Annotated in this window: 13 protein-coding genes; 3 read left to right on the top strand and 10 right to left on the bottom strand. The window is 36.8% G+C overall.

Going from position 1 to position 16,322, the window contains the following annotated elements; all coding sequences use genetic code 11:
- Positions 1-110: 110 nt before the first annotated feature.
- The 9 genes from dprA to RK01_RS02340 all read right to left on the bottom strand — a co-directional run bounded on the left by dprA (position 111) and on the right by RK01_RS02340 (position 11,523).
- The gene (gene dprA / locus RK01_RS02380) at positions 111-977 is read right to left on the bottom strand and encodes a DNA-processing protein DprA (protein WP_016171691.1); all 867 of its coding nucleotides are present in this window, start codon (positions 975-977) and stop codon (positions 111-113) included.
- A gap of 57 nt (positions 978-1,034) precedes the next feature.
- The gene (locus tag RK01_RS02375; RefSeq protein ID WP_016171690.1) at positions 1,035-1,802 is read right to left on the bottom strand and encodes a ribonuclease HII; all 768 of its coding nucleotides are present in this window, start codon (positions 1,800-1,802) and stop codon (positions 1,035-1,037) included.
- Positions 1,783-2,652, bottom strand: coding sequence for a ribosome biogenesis GTPase YlqF (gene ylqF / locus RK01_RS02370; protein ID WP_016171689.1), 870 nt, complete (start codon positions 2,650-2,652; stop codon positions 1,783-1,785). The genes RK01_RS02375 and ylqF overlap by 20 nt, the downstream gene beginning before the upstream one ends.
- Before the next feature lie 402 nt (positions 2,653-3,054).
- Complete coding sequence (locus RK01_RS02365; protein ID WP_016171688.1) at positions 3,055-3,894, bottom strand: PRD domain-containing protein; 840 nt, start codon at positions 3,892-3,894, stop codon at positions 3,055-3,057.
- Positions 3,895-3,913: 19 nt separating this feature from the next.
- A complete protein-coding gene (locus tag RK01_RS02360) occupies positions 3,914-5,377 on the bottom strand; it encodes a glycoside hydrolase family 1 protein (RefSeq protein WP_016171687.1) in 1,464 nt (487 codons plus the stop codon).
- A gap of 15 nt (positions 5,378-5,392) precedes the next feature.
- The gene (locus RK01_RS02355) at positions 5,393-7,225 is read right to left on the bottom strand and encodes a beta-glucoside-specific PTS transporter subunit IIABC (protein WP_016171686.1); all 1,833 of its coding nucleotides are present in this window, start codon (positions 7,223-7,225) and stop codon (positions 5,393-5,395) included.
- A gap of 508 nt (positions 7,226-7,733) precedes the next feature.
- A complete protein-coding gene (gene tuf / locus RK01_RS02350) occupies positions 7,734-8,921 on the bottom strand; it encodes an elongation factor Tu (protein ID WP_016171685.1) in 1,188 nt (395 codons plus the stop codon).
- 408 nt (positions 8,922-9,329) lie between these two features.
- Entirely contained in the window at positions 9,330-10,334 is a 1,005-nt protein-coding gene (locus RK01_RS02345) for a nucleoid-associated protein (RefSeq protein ID WP_016171684.1), read from the bottom strand.
- An 82-nt stretch (positions 10,335-10,416) separates the two neighbouring features.
- Positions 10,417-11,523 (bottom strand): serine hydrolase domain-containing protein, encoded by a 1,107-nt coding sequence (locus RK01_RS02340; RefSeq protein WP_016171683.1) that lies wholly within the window; start codon positions 11,521-11,523, stop codon positions 10,417-10,419.
- Between the two features lie 130 nt (positions 11,524-11,653).
- On the opposite strand from RK01_RS02340, the gene RK01_RS02335 reads away from it, so the two are divergent.
- From RK01_RS02335 to RK01_RS02325, 3 genes are all read left to right on the top strand, one after another.
- The gene (locus RK01_RS02335; RefSeq protein ID WP_016171682.1) at positions 11,654-12,505 is read left to right on the top strand and encodes an aldo/keto reductase; all 852 of its coding nucleotides are present in this window, start codon (positions 11,654-11,656) and stop codon (positions 12,503-12,505) included.
- Between the two features lies 1 nt (position 12,506).
- Positions 12,507-12,761 carry a hypothetical protein gene (locus RK01_RS02330; RefSeq protein ID WP_244874948.1) on the top strand — a complete coding sequence of 85 codons (255 nt, stop codon included), beginning with the start codon at positions 12,507-12,509 and terminating at the stop codon, positions 12,759-12,761.
- A 141-nt stretch (positions 12,762-12,902) separates the two neighbouring features.
- Positions 12,903-13,607, top strand: a complete 705-nt coding sequence (locus tag RK01_RS02325) for a hypothetical protein (protein WP_016171680.1) — start codon at positions 12,903-12,905, stop codon at positions 13,605-13,607.
- Positions 13,608-13,802: 195 nt separating this feature from the next.
- Here the strand turns inward: RK01_RS02325 and RK01_RS13440 are convergent, their stop codons facing one another.
- Entirely contained in the window at positions 13,803-16,214 is a 2,412-nt protein-coding gene (locus RK01_RS13440) for a hydroxymethylglutaryl-CoA reductase, degradative (RefSeq protein ID WP_016171679.1), read from the bottom strand.
- Positions 16,215-16,322 lie beyond the last annotated feature (108 nt).

Below are 16,322 nucleotides of genomic sequence, written 5' to 3'. Positions count from 1 at the left end.
TGATGGCTCCTTCCTAACAATTTACTACTATATTATACCTAAATTTTGGTAACCAAATCGTAGGTAATCATATCCATTAAAAAAATGTTTGTCAAGGAAGGCAATTAATCTTACTCAAAATTTGGCAACTCTTCCAAAATATCTTTTAAGGAAATGACACATTTGGCACCATCTTGAATCAGTTGTAAACAGCCAGTAGAACGTCCATTTAAAATATCTCCAGGAAAGGCAAAAACTTCTTTACCGGTATCTAGAGCAAGTTGAGCAGTGGTAAGGGAGCCACTTTTAGCACGCGCTTCAATCACACATACCGCTTGGGCTAAACCAGCAATAATGCGATTGCGCATCGGGAAATGATATTTTCTGACGGGAGTACCATAAGGATATTCACTAATCACGAGTTGTTTTTTTAACATTTCCCAATATATTGAAAAAACTTCTTTGGGGTAACAAATATCCAGCCCACATCCCACAACACCAATAGTATTCCCAAAAGATTGCATCGCAGCTAAATGACTGCAACTATCTACTCCTTTTGCTAAGCCGCTGACAATCGTGTAATTGCGAGTTGTCAAAGGTGGAACAAACTTTTTAACAATTTCTTGACCGTAAGAAGATACATTACGAGAACCCACAAATGCAATAATTTTTTCTTGCTGCAATAAACTAATATTGCCTTCATAAAATAAAACAAAGGGTGGCTGTGGGAGTTGTCTTAAGCGCTCTGGATAAAAAGGCGAGTCGAGGGTAATGTACTTTTGTCCGGATAATTTTTGCTGCAAAACCTCTTTTGTCAAAAAATTCCAGTCATTACAAAATACAAAAGCATCACATCTTTTTGATAATAATGGTCGTAGTTCGTTAGCAGTAAAATTGAAATACTGATGCTTTTGAGCATATTCAAATATATGCCATTTACTAATAATTCCTGCACCTTGGATTAAAGCTAATTTTAATAAAAAAAATTCTCTTTCCATAAAAAAACCTTCTTTCTGCTTATCTTCAAATAAAGATACGCAAAAAAGAAGGATTTGTTATAAATAATTTTTCACGGGTGCAAAGCTCTTACGATGAATTGGTGAAACACCATGATTTGCTAAACCAATTAAATGATCTTTTGTGCCATAACCAGCATTTCTATCAAAAGCATAATATGGATAAATTTGATGGTATTCTTTCATCAAATTGTCTCGCATTTCTTTGGCAATAATACTAGCTGCAGCAATGGAAACCGAACGTGCATCGCCCTTAATGAGATTATCTTGTGGGGTATCACAATCTAACTTTACTGCGTCTACCAATAAATGGGTGGGCGCAACAGTGAGATCCTCCAAAGCGAGTAGCATCGCTTTTTTACTCGCTTGTAAAATATTGATGCGATCAATTTCTTCATGATCTACTACACCAATTCCCACTGTAACAGCTTTTTCTTGAATTTCAGTATACAATTGCGCTCTTTTTTTAGCGGATAACTGTTTGGAATCATTCAAACCTAAAATTTGCACATCAGGAGGCAAGATTACTGCAGCTGCCACAACTGGCCCAGCCAAAGGTCCCCTGCCAACTTCATCAATTCCCGCTACAAAACGGTGCCCATGTTGATATAAGTCACGCTCAAAACAAGTCATTTCAATATACTTATCTTTCAGTGCTTGCTCTTTTTCCAAACGGCGATAAAATTGTTGCAATAATTTTTGAACGCCCATCCTTTCATCATCCGCTAAAATTTTCAGGTAAGGGGCATCAGAATCTGATAGTTTTGCTAATTTCATTTTGATATCTTTAATTGCTTCTGCTTTCATCTAAAACTCCTACTTCTTCGTAACGATCTAATGTAAAGGATCCCAATTTATTTTGCCGGATTTCAACCACGATCAACTCGCTACCCCGATCAAAATCATCACGAAATCCTCTTTTTGCTGTGATTCGCATGAGTAACTCTGGTAAGGGAAGCTGTTCATCCGCCAGCTCTAAATGATAACGTTTGGCTACCCGGCCAGGATAATACCGAGTGAAAAAGTCCAACCCGTATAAAGCAATGTCATCTAAATGAAGTAATTGATCTTTAATCGCCCCAGATAAAGCCAGTTTCTTCCCAATTTCCGGGTCTTCAAACTTAGGCCACAAAATTCCTGGAGTATCTAATAATTCCAATTCACTGCCAGAACGTAACCACTGTTGTCCTTTTGTCACGCCTGGTTTATTTCCCGTTTGCGCAATTTTTTTACCAACTAAACGGTTCATTAAAGTTGATTTGCCAACGTTTGGAATACCAATTACCATGGCGCGAATGGATCGCGGTTTAATGCCTCGCGCTTTATCTTTAGCTCGTTTAGCTGCTAAAACGGATTTGGCTTTGGCAACAATTTTTTTCGTACTTTGATTTTCTAACGAATTCATTGCTAAGGCAGCAAAACCTTTGGCTTCAAAATAGCTTTGCCATTTTTGGGTTTGCTCTGGATCGGCTAAATCCGCTTTATTTAATATCACTAATCGTGGTTTTTGCTGTAGAATTTGATCTAATAATGGATTTCGTGAAGATAATGGTAATCTTGCATCCACCAATTCAAAAACAATATCCACAAACTTTAATTTTTCAGTAACTTCCCGTTTGGCTTTTGCCATGTGTCCGGGGAACCATTGAATTGTCATCTTTAGGCAACTCCTCTCGTTTAACACATATCTTTGGCATTTTAACACGAAAATTCACAATTTAAAATGTGTTCTTTTTAGTTTTTAGCTTTATGTAATCTATTTTATCCCTCTATTATGGAATATAAATAACTATGATAAAAAATTGATAATTTAAAAATAACTCAAAGAAATATATGCACAAAAAATGAAACGTAGATTATGTAGGAATATCTTCTATCGAAAATCAAAATAATCGTCTTCTTATAGCTAAATTTGATTTTTCAAGACTCTTACTAGAATCAAATAAACTTTGAGCAAAAAAACACTGAAACTTTCCATTCGTTTCAGTGTTTCTCTTTACCAATTGGTATCTCGTTCATCAAATTAGTTTTAAAATTACTGTATTCATTCCGTAAATAGCTACTCTGTATATTTCATCAGACGATTAATATGAACGGCCAAATAGACCACCTCATCTTCTGGAATAGAGACTTTATAGACTTTTTCAATGTATTCTTTTACTTTAGTCGCAACTTCCATAGCTGAAGGGTAAATAATCCACATCTGCTCAGCTAATTCTGTATTGTCTTCTTGTAAAAGATGATGCTGGTAAAAACGTTCTACAAAAAAACGAACGTGCGTAATAAAGCGCGTATAATGAATCGAATCAGTATTGATTTCTTTTTGAATCGAATAGCGTACCATATTGACAATCCCACCAATCATCTTGGCGTATTTGAAGCCATCCCCTGCTTCCGTATTTCCAGATTGGGCATTGATTAAGTGAAAGGCAATATTACTTGCTTCTTCTTTAGGTAGCGTAATCCTAAACTCTTGATTGATTTGCGCAACTGCTTTCTTTCCTATTTCAAATTCACTAGGATAATAGTTTTTTATTTCCCAATATAGACGATTCGCATTCGTCATTCCCTCTTGCGCACGCTCCACCGCAAAATTTAGATGATCCGTCAATGTTAAATAAATAGAAGCATTTAGTTTCTTATTTAGGCTTTTTTCAGCTTCTTTGATAATCCGTTGGGTCAAGTCAAAAAATTCATAAGGAATATCGCCGACCATCTCCAAGATTTGTGTCGTTTTTTGATCTTCGATAGGTAAATAAACTTGATCGACACTGTCCATTGAGACAGGTTCCCCCACTTTGCGTCCAAAACCAATTCCCTTACCCAAGGCAATTTTTTCTTTTCCTTGGTCATCAATCAAAATGACACTAGAATTCAGTACTTTTTTGATAGTCGGCATTTTTGTTCTCCTTTGTTTATTACTCAGTTAATGAAGCACCGTTCGTGTTAATAACATTTTGATACCAATAGAAAGAATCTTTTTTATAACGATTATAGGAACCGTGTCCTTCATCATCGGCATCAACATAGATGAATCCATAACGTTTAGACATTTGTGATGTACCTGCACTAACTAAATCAATAGGACCCCAACTAGTATAACCTACTAAGTCAACACCTTCATCAATAGCTTCTTTCATTTGTTGAAAATGCGCTTTAAAATACGCAATGCGATATGGATCGTGGATTTTTCCATTTTCAACCACGTCCATAGCCCCCATACCATTTTCTACAATCATTAGTGGCAACTGGTAGCGGTCATATAATTCAATCAAGGAAATTTTTAAACCTTTAGGGTCAATCTGCCAACCCCACTCAGTAGATGGTAAGTAAGGGTTTTTCACTCCAAGGACTGTATTACCGGGTGTTCGCTCTGCATTTGGATCACCAGATTCCGCCATCGACATATAGTAGCTAAACGTGATAAAGTCCACTGTATGCTCTTTCAAGACTTCCGTGTCACCTTCTGCCATTTCAATCTGAATGTTGCGTCTCTTCAAATCAGCCAGAATCATTTTAGGATATTCGCCAAATACTTGCACATCCGCATAAAAATTATTTTCCAAATTTTTTTTCAATGTTAATTCCACATCGATTGGGGCACAAGTTAGTGGATAAGTCATGAGTTTTGTTAACATGCATCCTACTTGCGAACCGGAAATTTTTAGATGCGCATCTCTTGTAACCAAGGCACTGGCCACAAATTGATGATGCAGCGCTTGGTAAACAGTCTGTTCTTCTAATCCTTTAGGCGATTTTTCATCAATAATACCGGCGGTTGTAAAAGGATGACGATGAATGCTATCAATTTCATTGAACGTCAGCCAATATTTGACGTATTCACCAAAGTGATCAAAACAAACATTGGCGAAGCGTACAAAATCATCAATCACACGGCGATCTGCCCAGCCATTATAGTTCATTGCTAATGATAAAGGCATCTCATAGTGGGAAAGTGTCACGATTGGTTCAATATTCAAACGACGCATTTCTTTAAATATTTCTATATAGAACGCGATTCCCTTTTCATTTGGTGTCAGTTCCTCTCCTGTGGGAAATAAGCGCGACCACGCGATAGATAATCGTAACGTTTTAAAGCCCATTTCGGCAAACAAGGCTAAATCTTCTTTATAGTGATGATAAAAATCGATACCGCGACGTTTAGGATACCATGTATCGGTTTGGTCTGCGATTGCCTCTTCAATTTTTTCGAGCGTAATATGTGTATGAGCTGCATAGTCTTTATTATCTACATGGGGTTTATAAGAAGCAACATCAGCAACTGACATCCCCTTACCATCGATATTCCAAGCACCTTCTACTTGGTTTGCGGCAATGGCACCGCCCCATAAAAAACCTTCTGGAAATTGTGTTTTTGTCATCGTATACTTCCTCTCTTATAGGCTGGCAATCGCCAATAAATCTGTTTGATTACTTACTTGTGCCTGATTATTTAAGGCTTTCACTTCATATTTATCCTGATTTGTTACCACAAAAATGATTGTGTCATCATATCCCTTTTCTTTAATCAAGCGACGATTAAAGGCAATAAGTTGTTGCCCTTTTGTAACCCTATCACCTTGCTTAACAAATGTTTCAAAACCTTCCCCATTCAACTGAACGGTATCAATACCAATGTGGAACAAGATTTCTGCACCATTACTAGTTTTTAAACCTAACGCATGGTGTGTTTCAAACACCATCGTGATTTCACCATCTTCAGGCGCCACAAGGACGTCTTCTTCTGGAATAATGCCTACGCCACTACCTACCATACCAGAAGAAAAGACTTCATCTTTTACTTCTGATAACGGAATCACACGACCTGCAACGGGACTTGACACTACGGTATCGCCTAAATTAATAGCTGTTTCTGCTACCTTTTCTTCTACAACTTTGTCTTTATACATGACTAGCGCAAAAATAAATGATACGGCAAAGGAAATTCCCACTGTGACAAAGGCCCACACTAAATTCATACCATTGTTTTTATCCGCAAACATGGTGATACTTGCGATACCAGGTCCAACTAAGGCAAATCCTTTAATAGCTGTAATACCGGCAAAGGCACCACCAATTAAGCTAGAAACCATGACACTGTACAGTACTCTTTTATTCAAAATAGTTACTCCGTATAAAGCAGGTTCTGTAATCCCAAACAGTGCTGAGATACCAGCAGAAATAGCAGTTGAACGTAACTTAGCATTTTTCGTTTTTAATGCTACAGCAAAACACGCGCCGGATTCAGAAATATTATGAGCTAAAGAAGCTGGCAAATAGAGTAATTCTGCACCCAGTTCACTCATGGAAGATACCGCATAAGGAATCATGGCTTTGTGCATCCCAGTCACAACCATTAACGGTAACACTGCTGCTAGCAAGCCAGTTGCTACCCAACCAAAATGATTATACAAACTCACAATAACGGTTGAAAAAGCTGCTCCAACATTATATCCTAATGGGCCTAAAATCAATAAAGCAATAGGAACTGTGATGAGTAAACTCATCATTGGTACAAAGAAAATGCGAATTGGTTTGGGAGAAAATTTAGTAACTAATTTTTCTAGCTGTGCATAGAATAGAACAGTCAAAATGGCAGGAAATACTTGTGAAGCATACGCAATATTTTCCAGTCCAATTCCCATAAAGTTGGTACCTTCTGCTAACATGGCGGTCATTTCTGGTAAAATCAATGCACCCACAGCAGAAACGGCTACTAATTGATTGACTTTCAATTTATTAGCTGTCGTCATTGCAACTAAAATTGGTAAGAAGTATAGAGGAGCTCCACCCACTAGATTCAGAATCTGATAAGTCTCACTTTTATCACTCATTAATCCTAAAATAGAAGCCAGGAGGAGTAATGATTTTAAAATTCCTCCACCAGCGATTGCTGGGACTAGTGGTTGAAAAATTGAAATAATAAAATCGAGTAAAACACTACTTAATTTTTGTTTTTTCTTAGGTGCACTAGCTGTCCCAAGGCTCCCTCCTATTAATGAAACTACTTCGTCATAAACTTCTACTACGTCATTTCCGATGATGACTTGGCATTGAACATTTTGCCTTACACCGATTACGCCTTCAGTTTGCTCCAAACCAGCTATATTTGCTTTACTATCATCATTTAACGTGAAGCGTAGGCGTGTTGAACAATGTTCTAAGTGTGCAACATTCTCTTTACCACCAATTAATTCTACAATTTCTTTTGCAGTTTTTTTATAATCCATTTTCTTTCCTCTTTCCTGATTAAGATGGAATGATTTAGTGGCCACTAAAATCAAAAAAGGCAGGAACTAAATAAGCAGTAAAATAGACTAATCCCAAGGAATAGTTTTACAACTTATTTAGGTCCTGCCTGCATTACCAGTCACATGCCTTTTATACACAGTAATATAGCACACTGTTTTTGAAACCGCAACCACTATTTTGAATTTTTTTTTAATGTTCCTCTCCTGGATTCATAACGATCATAGCAAAACATTGTGATATAAGTACATTCACAATACAAATGATAAATAATTTATGTCACTTTCCTCACAATTTTGATTACAAATGTATTTTATATTAAATAAATAATTATTGTTAAAATGTAAAAATTACTAACAACTCACTATGAAACGACTTCCCATTTGAATATCATTTAGAAAATGGTGATTTGCAGAAAACCATGGTAGAAAATTTCAAACAAAAAAGATACGCTGCAAATTTGCAGCGTATCTTTCAAAGAAACTAAAATTAGTTTTCGATTTCAGTAACCATACCTGAACCAACTGTACGTCCACCTTCACGAATTGAGAAAGTAGTCCCTTTTTCAACGGCGATTGGATGAATCAATTCAACTTCAATTGTTACATTATCACCAGGCATTACCATTTCAGTTCCTTCAGGTAATGCGATGTTACCAGTCACATCAGTTGTACGGAAATAAAATTGAGGACGATAGTTATTAAAGAAAGGAGTATGACGTCCACCTTCTTCTTTTGTTAAGATATAAACTTCACCTTTAAATTTGGTATGCGGTGTAATGGAACCTGGTTTTGCTAATACTTGACCACGTTCTACTTCATCACGAGTAATCCCACGTAATAAGACCCCAACGTTATCACCAGCTTCACCATAATCCAAAGTTTTACGGAACATTTCCAAACCGGTTACAACAGCTTTTTGTGTTTCTGGTTTAATTCCGATAATTTCAATTTCATCACCAACGTTGACTTTACCACGGTCGATACGACCTGAAGCAACAGTACCACGACCAGTAATTGTGAAGACATCTTCCACTGGTAACAAGAATGGTTTATCATTGTCACGTTCTGGAGTTGGGATATATTCATCCACAGTATCCATCAAGTTCATAATTACTTCTTCTTGTTCTGGATCGCCTTCTAATGCTTTTAAAGCAGATCCGCGAATAACAGGAATATCATCGCCAGGGAAATTGTATTCATTTAATAATTCACGAACTTCCATTTCAACTAGTTCCAATAATTCTTCATCATCAACTAAATCTGTTTTGTTCAAGAAGACGATTAAATATTTAACCCCTACTTGACGAGCTAACAAAATGTGTTCACGTGTTTGTGGCATTGGGCCATCAGTTGCAGATACAACTAAAATTGCCCCGTCCATTTGTGCCGCACCGGTAATCATGTTTTTAACATAGTCCGCGTGCCCTGGTGCATCGATATGAGCGTAGTGACGTTTTTCTGTTTCATATTCAACGTGTGCAGTGTTAATAGTAATCCCACGTTCACGTTCTTCTGGTGCAGCATCAATACTTGCATAATCTTGTGGATTTGCTAATCCTTTTTTACCTAAAACAGTCGTGATTGCGGCAGTTAATGTCGTTTTACCATGGTCGACGTGTCCGATGGTCCCGATATTAACATGTGGTTTACTTCTGTCGTAATGTTCTTTTGCCATTAATAAAACCTCCAATAATTATTATCAGCGGGTCAAACAGTGCTGACTCTCTGATATCTATTATAGACTTTTCCTTACAATTGTAAAAAATTTACGCTTGTAAATTGCTTACTTTTTATAAGTTCTTATCTGACTCTTATTATAGGTCAATTTTAGTCAAAGTCAAAAGATATGTCTTGGCTTCTCTTAAGTTGCAGTTTATTCCTCAAATAATCGAAACCGATTCCCTCAGCTCTTCTGCAATAAGACGAAAACTTGCTAAATTGCTCTGCGAATTTCTTGAAATTTTCTCATTGCCGTAAAGTTTTCATTCATTAAGGCAGATATCAAGAACAGCTAAAGACAGCGGTTAACTCTTTGGAAAAATAAAGAAGCTGTCAATTCCAAAGGACAGCTTCTTTATTTTTACTACAAACGATTTATCACATCTTCTACATTTTTAATCATGACCGAAATTGTGCCATCTGGATTATTCGTAAATTCAATTAAATTAGGATCACGATAGACATCTAAAGGTACGATCAATTCAATACCATTGGAAAGCTTCAATTTTTGCTTACTGTATTTCTTTTCGGTAATCTCTTTTACTTCTCTTAAAAGTGGTGCTTGATTGACAAAGCCTTTTTCTACTACTTCTTCTTCAAAAGCCATTTGGGCCGTAATATTGTCTTTAAAAACTTTCTGTGCAACTTCTTTGACCTCTAGTTGTCCTTTTTCTTCAATTGCTTCGTAGACCGCATCTTTTACATCTGCCACAATATCGTGGCTAGCGGCTTCGTATTTTTTGCCGATTTTTTCAGCTACTTTTTTTATGACTTTAACATTTTCTTCCAATGATGGGATTGGCTGACTCTCAATTACTCGAGTCGAAAAATAGAACCCTTTTTCTCCTGAAAAAGTATACTTCTTTTCAATTAATTCATAGACCATATCTGTTAAATCCAGAGTGATTCCCTCATCTGCTTTTTGGGTTTTACCAGCTAAGATTGCCCGATTAATAATAAGTTGATTATTTAATCCCTTTTCTGACGCATCAACAAAATGTGTAAAACCCTCATTATAATTCACCTTTAAAAAGGCCAATTGCATTTTTGTATCCAGCTCATATAAAACCACAAAAACATCAGCGCTCGGCGCATCTTCACTTTGACTGTAAATATCATACCACCGAGCGACTAATTGTTCTGATACTTGAACAAAATCACCTTGTGCCTGGCTTGCCAATACTTCAAAGGCCGAGCCACTCACTAGACTACCTGTTTTGGTCTGCGCACTCGCTAATTTTTGAATTTTTTTGGTTAAATAGTCACGAATATATTCTGTCGTTAAGTCTAATTCCATCTGAGAATAAACCGGATCGCCACTTTGACGATCAATGATGTGTAAGATTGCTTTTTTTAAATAGATATCCATTTATTTCGCTCTTTTCTTAAATTAAAGTTCTGGTTTAGTGTACCGAAAAAAATAGAGAAAAGACAAGTTTTTTCTCTATTTTTTATTCGTTTGAAAAGGCCACTGTGAAATTATAGATGTCTGTAGCTAGTTGTTCATCACCGTCTATTGCAGGTTGATTTGCAAAGAGGATGACTAAATTTCGATTACTTTCATCTCCATAAACAAAAGTATCGTATCCTCCTAGTGATCCGTGAATACTTTTTAATCCTTCATCATGCCAAATTCCGCCAGCATATCCCGCATTTTCCACTTGTGCCAGCTGCTTATACTCTTTTTTCGTTAAAATTTTCCCATTTGTTAAGCCTTCTTGGACTTTCAACATATCATCAATACTCATAAATAAATTTCCCGCCCCAAGCAAGCTAGAAAACAATTCTTTATCTGCGTGAAAAGCATCATCTTGATAGTCTTTACCATCTTCATAACGATATGCAATGGGTAATGTCATTTTTGGCGGACGCTTTTCCCAAGAAAAAGTACGTTTCAAGTGCAAAGGGGTAATAATTTTATTTTGCAGAACAGTTTCATACTTTTCTCCTGTCACCTGACTAATGACACCAGATAATAAAGTATAATTGGCATTGGTGTATTGAAAACTTTGATCTTCGCCCACTTTAATTTCACTTAAAACATAGTTTAATTGGTCTTCTTCTAAGCCCAAGAGCTTGCCAGGATTACTTTCAGCCATTTGAATTCCTGAAGTATGGTCTAAGAGCTGCCGAATTTTAATATTCGCTAGTTCTGGATGATTGGGATAAAAATCTGCTAATTTGGTATCATAAGAAAGCTTTCCTGCAGCTACTAATTGTGCAATCAGACTACCGGTCATAAATTTTTGCAAAGAAGCAATGGGATATGCCAAACGAATATTATTTTTTTTTACGCGTCCAAAATCTGCATAACCGTATGCACTACGGTTGATAACCACACCATTTTTGACTACCAACACCACCCCTTTAAAATGCTCTTTATTCACCATTTGCTTAATATCTGCTTTTACCAAAGGATTACTTTGCACCAAAATGCTCGACACTGTAGTTGTATCTTTAGCTTTGTCTGGTAAAGGTCTTTTTACTAGTCGCCAGCCAATAATAATAATAAATATGACCAGTACTAAACTAGTTAGCAGCCAATATCTTTTTTTCATTGAAGTTGCCTCTTTTCTGGTGCTGATTATACTGCAAAGTGTTGAATTTGTTTACTAAAAACAAAATAAAAGAAAAAAATCAGCAATTACGCTACACTAATAGTAACAAAAAGAATTGGAGGCTTTAAAGATGGAAAATCTTACATCAACTTATACTCTGGCAAATGGCGTTACAATCCCTAAAGTCGGGTTTGGCACTTGGCAAACTCCTGACGGTGACGTTGCTGTTGCATCCGTTAAAGCTGCTTTAGAAGCAGGCTACCGTCATATTGACACCGCACAAGGTTATCATAACGAAAAGAGTGTTGGAAAAGGCATCAAAGACAGTGGCGTACCTCGTTCTGAAATTTTTTTAACAACAAAATTATGGAATGAAAACCACAGTTATGATTTAGTGATGGAAAGTTTCGCTCAATCATTAAAAGAGCTTGATACAGATTATGTTGACTTATTCCTAATTCATTGGCCAAATCCCGTGACATTTAGAGATAATTGGCAAGAAGCCAATGCTCAAACGTGGAAAGCGATGGAAGAATTATACGAAGCTGGTAAAATTAAAGCGATTGGCGTCAGCAATTTCTTACCCCATCACCTCGATGAATTAAAGAAAACAGCTAAAATCATGCCGCAAGTAAATCAAGTTTTCTTAGCACCAGGAGAATTACAACCGGAAGTGGTTAAATATGCCCAAGAACACGATATCTTGTTAGAAGCATATAGTCCTCTTGGAACAGGTAAAATCTTTAGTGTTCCTGAAATGCAAGAAATTGCAGCCAAACATAATAAGTCAGTTGCCCAAGTTGCACTACGCTGGTCATTGCAACACGGCTTTTTGCCATTACCAAAATCTGTCCATGCTGATCGGATTAAAGAAAATAGCGAGATTTTTGATTTTGAATTAACGACAGAAGAAATGTCCGCTATTGATAATTTGGATGGGGTTGTAGGAAAAGCGAAAAACCCAGACACCGCAAATTTCTAAGATGGTAGAAGAAACCGTGCAAAAACGCCTGCAGAAATTACCATCTGCTATTTTAAATGCTCTTAATCCCGATTTTGTTTTTTTAGTTTGGCCAGAAAAGATCCAACACTTTCCTGCTAGAAATTGGGACGATACACAATTTAAAAAAGCTATTACAGATTATTTTACAGCACCAATTTATACCACTTTTCATAGTTATCCGGTTGTATTTGAAAAAAATAGTAATTTAATCTTGATTTTACCGGGAATGAAATAAAAATAAAGGCATTGTTTGTCCTATTTTGCTTCAAAATTGGCAAACCTTGCCTTTATTTTCACTTTTTTTACATTATTGCTTTTCATTTCCGTTAACTTTTCTTATAATCATAAAGAACTCAACTCAGTAAAGGAGATATTTATGAAGAAGAAACAAAAACAAAAATTATTAAAACAGTTTCGTCCTAACTTTGAACAAGTCCGTTTACAATTATTTAACGAAATCGTTTTGAAAGCTAAAAGAGATTACAATTTAGCATTGGACATCTTCATCGATCCTAAGAAAAAAGATGATATGACTGTAGCTTTTAATAATGGACAGCAAGTTCAACAGTTCACTGTGCCAATGGATGAAAATTTCAATACGGTTGTGAAACGAATCCAAAAACAAGAAGCAGGATTGTTAGACCGTTTCAGTACAAACTTAGCTGATAGTATCGCTTCTTATCTACAGCCTAACTTGCCACAAGGACTATCGAGTACCACTGTCCAAGACAGCAAAGAAGACGTTGTCGAAGATAAGCCTGCCGAAAAAAACGTACCGAAAAAAGAAGCTGAAAAGGCGGCAGCTGAAAAAGATGACACCGACAAGGATAGTCAGGAAGAAATGCCCCTCTCTAAGTTTGTTGCCAATATTGAAAACTTTCCTAAATTTGCAGTTAAAACTACTGAAAACAACTATGAAGTAGTGGAAAAAACACCCAAAGAAGAACGTCTATTGGCTACTATTGCAAAAGATAGTGATGCATTTACAATTGAAAAAGCCTTGGATAGAAAATACAAATTAAAAACAGAAGTTATTCCAATTATTGAAGCTTTTGCGGCAACGGCAGTTTCTGCCCGTTAGTAAGAAAAGCTAAACAAACACGTTTGGCTCACAAATAATAAGACGAAATCGGGAGAATTGTTCTTCAATTCTCCCAATTTTTGACTTACTGCCCTAGAGAGCTAGTTGATGATAGACACTGTTACCTAAAAAAAGAGCAAGTCATTTAAATGACCTGCTCTTTTTTTAATCACATTACTTCAATTTTAGCGAAAATTAATCATTACGCAACTGCTCTAGAATCTTTTGTGCAATTGCTTGATTCATCGTCGCTTCTTTTTGCAAAGCTTGACTAACTGCAACAATTTCACTACCTTTAGCGCCAACAGTCATTGCTAAAGAACGCGATTGTAAGGCCATGTGACCTTTTTGAATCCCTTCTGACACTAAAGCCCGCAACGCAGCTAGATTTTGAGCCAAGCCAACAGCAGCAACAAGAGAGGCTAATTCTTTAGCATCTGCCACATCTAAAATATTTAAAGCAACCTGGGCTTTTGGTAAGACTTTTGTTGCCCCACCAACTGTTGCCAAGGCCAATGGTAAAACTAAACGACCTTCTAAAGAATCGCCGTTTAATTGCCATTCACTTAATCCTTCATATTGGCCATTTTTAGCCGCAAAAGCATGGATAGCTGCAGCTGCGGCTCTGGTATCATTGCCAGTCGCCAAAATAACCCCATCCACACCGTTCATAATTCCTTTATTATGCGTAGCAGCGCGGTAAGGATCTTTTTTAGCATAATCAGCAGCAACAACAATCTTTTCAGCGACAGCCTGGCCATCCCCTCCTTTAGCCAAATTACTAATAGGAACGCGACAACTCACCTCAACTAAAGATTCAGTTGCTAAGTTACTTAAGATACTAAATAAAATATTTTCTTCTGGGAAAATGTTGCGAAGTTTTGTGGCCACACCTTCCAATATGCCGTTTACAATATTTGCTCCCATAGCATCTTTTACATCTACTTTAAAATCAATTGAAAGATAATTTTCAATTTGACGCCAACTAATTTCTTTTAGTCCGCCTCCTCGCTTAACAATTGAGGGATAGCTATCATTTGCAACCTTAATAAGCAAGGATTGGTTGTCTTCAAGCCAATTATTCAATGTCTCTATATCTTTTACATCATAAAAAACAATTTGTCCTCGCATTAACCGTTCCTTAATTACCGTCGTAAAATTACCGGCCATTTTTGCACCATAACTACAAGCAGCAATTACAGAAGGCTCTTCGGTTGCGATAGGAACAGTATATTCTTTGTCATTTACCACTAAGTTTACCGCTAGTCCCATTGGCGTTTGCGTTTCACTAATTTGATTTTCAATCATATGGTTGGCAATAGTAGAATCTAATGCCGTATTTTGTAATTCTGCAGACTGACTAGCCGTAATTTTCCCTTCAATTTGCAATTTGTCTAGACGTTCAGTGTGTGTCATCTGATAGAATTTTTTTTTTCTATCATCTTTATTTGGACTTTTTAGTAACATCGCTAGCCCAAGACCACCACCAATGCATAAAGAAGCCACACCATATTTTTTATCTTCTTGTTGGAGCTGATGACTAAGAGTCGTCAATAGTCGGGCACCAGTGGCACCAATCGCATGCCCTAAAGAAATCCCCCCACCATATGGATTCACTTTATTGCGATCTAAGCCCAATTCTTTTTCTACAGCCACAGAAGAAGCGGCAAAAGCTTCATTAATTTCAAATAAATCGATATCTGCAACAGTCTTTTCTTGTGCAGTTAATAATTCTGTCACAGCCTTAATAGGTGCCACTCCCATAATAGCAGGATCAATACCAACTTCACTAAATCCACAAATTTCTGTTAGATAGGACAAGTCATGGCTATCGGCATATTCTTTTGTAGCCAGTAATAAAACAGATGCCCCATCATTAATAGTCGATGCATTTCCAGCCGTCACGGTACCGTTTTCTTTGAAAACGGTACGTAACTGACTTAATTTTTCAATAGAACTATCTGCTCGAATTCCTTCATCGTGTACCATCATACCTGTTTTGGTTGGAAGGGGTACGATTTCAGCAGTAAAATCGCCTTTTTCTTGTGCCTCTGCCGCTTTTTTTTGAGAAAAGACGGCAAATTCATCTTGTTGAAAACGTGAAACTTGAAAATCTGCCGCAACTTTTTCAGCAGTAAGTCCCATATGCTTGTGACTAAATGAATCGGTTAAACCATCAACAATCATCGCTGATAATGGCTCCCCATATTCATTTGTCTCGTAATTAAAATGACGAAGTTGTGGTGCATTGGTCATACTTTCAGTACCACCAGCGATTGCAACTTCTCCTTGACCTAACTGCAGACTTTGCCAAGCCATAATAACAGCTTTCATTCCTGATCCACAAACTTCATTGACGGTGGTCGCAGGAACTTCATAAGATAAGCCACTGTTAATGCTAATCTGTCTGGCCACATTCTGACCATTTCCCGCTTGTAAAACGTTACCAAATATCACTTGTTTAATATCTTTTTTTACTTTTGGATAACGTGTTAATAAAGATTCTGTCACTTTTGTACCTAATTCTACGGCACTATATTGGGATAAAGCCCCTTTGTATTTTCCAATCGGACTGCGCAAGGCAGCAACAATGACTACTCTTTTCAAATGTAGCACCTCCACTAGGAAATATATCATTTCTGCGATAAAAAAAAAACAACCTTAACTAATTCTGACCATTTATAAATCAAAGTTTAAATAAACTTTAAATTATAA

The sequence above is a fragment of the Enterococcus dispar ATCC 51266 genome (genome assembly GCF_000406945.1).
Lineage (GTDB): Bacteria > Bacillota > Bacilli > Lactobacillales > Enterococcaceae > Enterococcus_C > Enterococcus_C dispar.
This window is presented reverse-complemented; position numbering and strand designations above follow the sequence as displayed.

Coding starts and splice junctions, on each gene's coding strand:
- RK01_RS02360 (WP_016171687.1), bottom strand. CDS start 5,377: ATGACAAAAACACAATTTCCAGAAGGTTTTTTATGGGGCGGTGCCATT.
- RK01_RS02330 (WP_244874948.1), top strand. CDS start 12,507: ATGGTAGAAGAAACCGTGCAAAAACGCCTGCAGAAATTACCATCTGCT.
- RK01_RS02345 (WP_016171684.1), bottom strand. CDS start 10,334: ATGGATATCTATTTAAAAAAAGCAATCTTACACATCATTGATCGTCAA.
- RK01_RS02325 (WP_016171680.1), top strand. CDS start 12,903: ATGAAGAAGAAACAAAAACAAAAATTATTAAAACAGTTTCGTCCTAAC.
- RK01_RS02335 (WP_016171682.1), top strand. CDS start 11,654: ATGGAAAATCTTACATCAACTTATACTCTGGCAAATGGCGTTACAATC.
- RK01_RS02375 (WP_016171690.1), bottom strand. CDS start 1,802: ATGAAAGCAGAAGCAATTAAAGATATCAAAATGAAATTAGCAAAACTA.
- dprA (WP_016171691.1), bottom strand. CDS start 977: ATGGAAAGAGAATTTTTTTTATTAAAATTAGCTTTAATCCAAGGTGCA.
- RK01_RS02365 (WP_016171688.1), bottom strand. CDS start 3,894: ATGCCGACTATCAAAAAAGTACTGAATTCTAGTGTCATTTTGATTGAT.
- RK01_RS02340 (WP_016171683.1), bottom strand. CDS start 11,523: ATGAAAAAAAGATATTGGCTGCTAACTAGTTTAGTACTGGTCATATTT.
- RK01_RS02355 (WP_016171686.1), bottom strand. CDS start 7,225: ATGGATTATAAAAAAACTGCAAAAGAAATTGTAGAATTAATTGGTGGT.
- tuf (WP_016171685.1), bottom strand. CDS start 8,921: ATGGCAAAAGAACATTACGACAGAAGTAAACCACATGTTAATATCGGG.
- ylqF (WP_016171689.1), bottom strand. CDS start 2,652: ATGACAATTCAATGGTTCCCCGGACACATGGCAAAAGCCAAACGGGAA.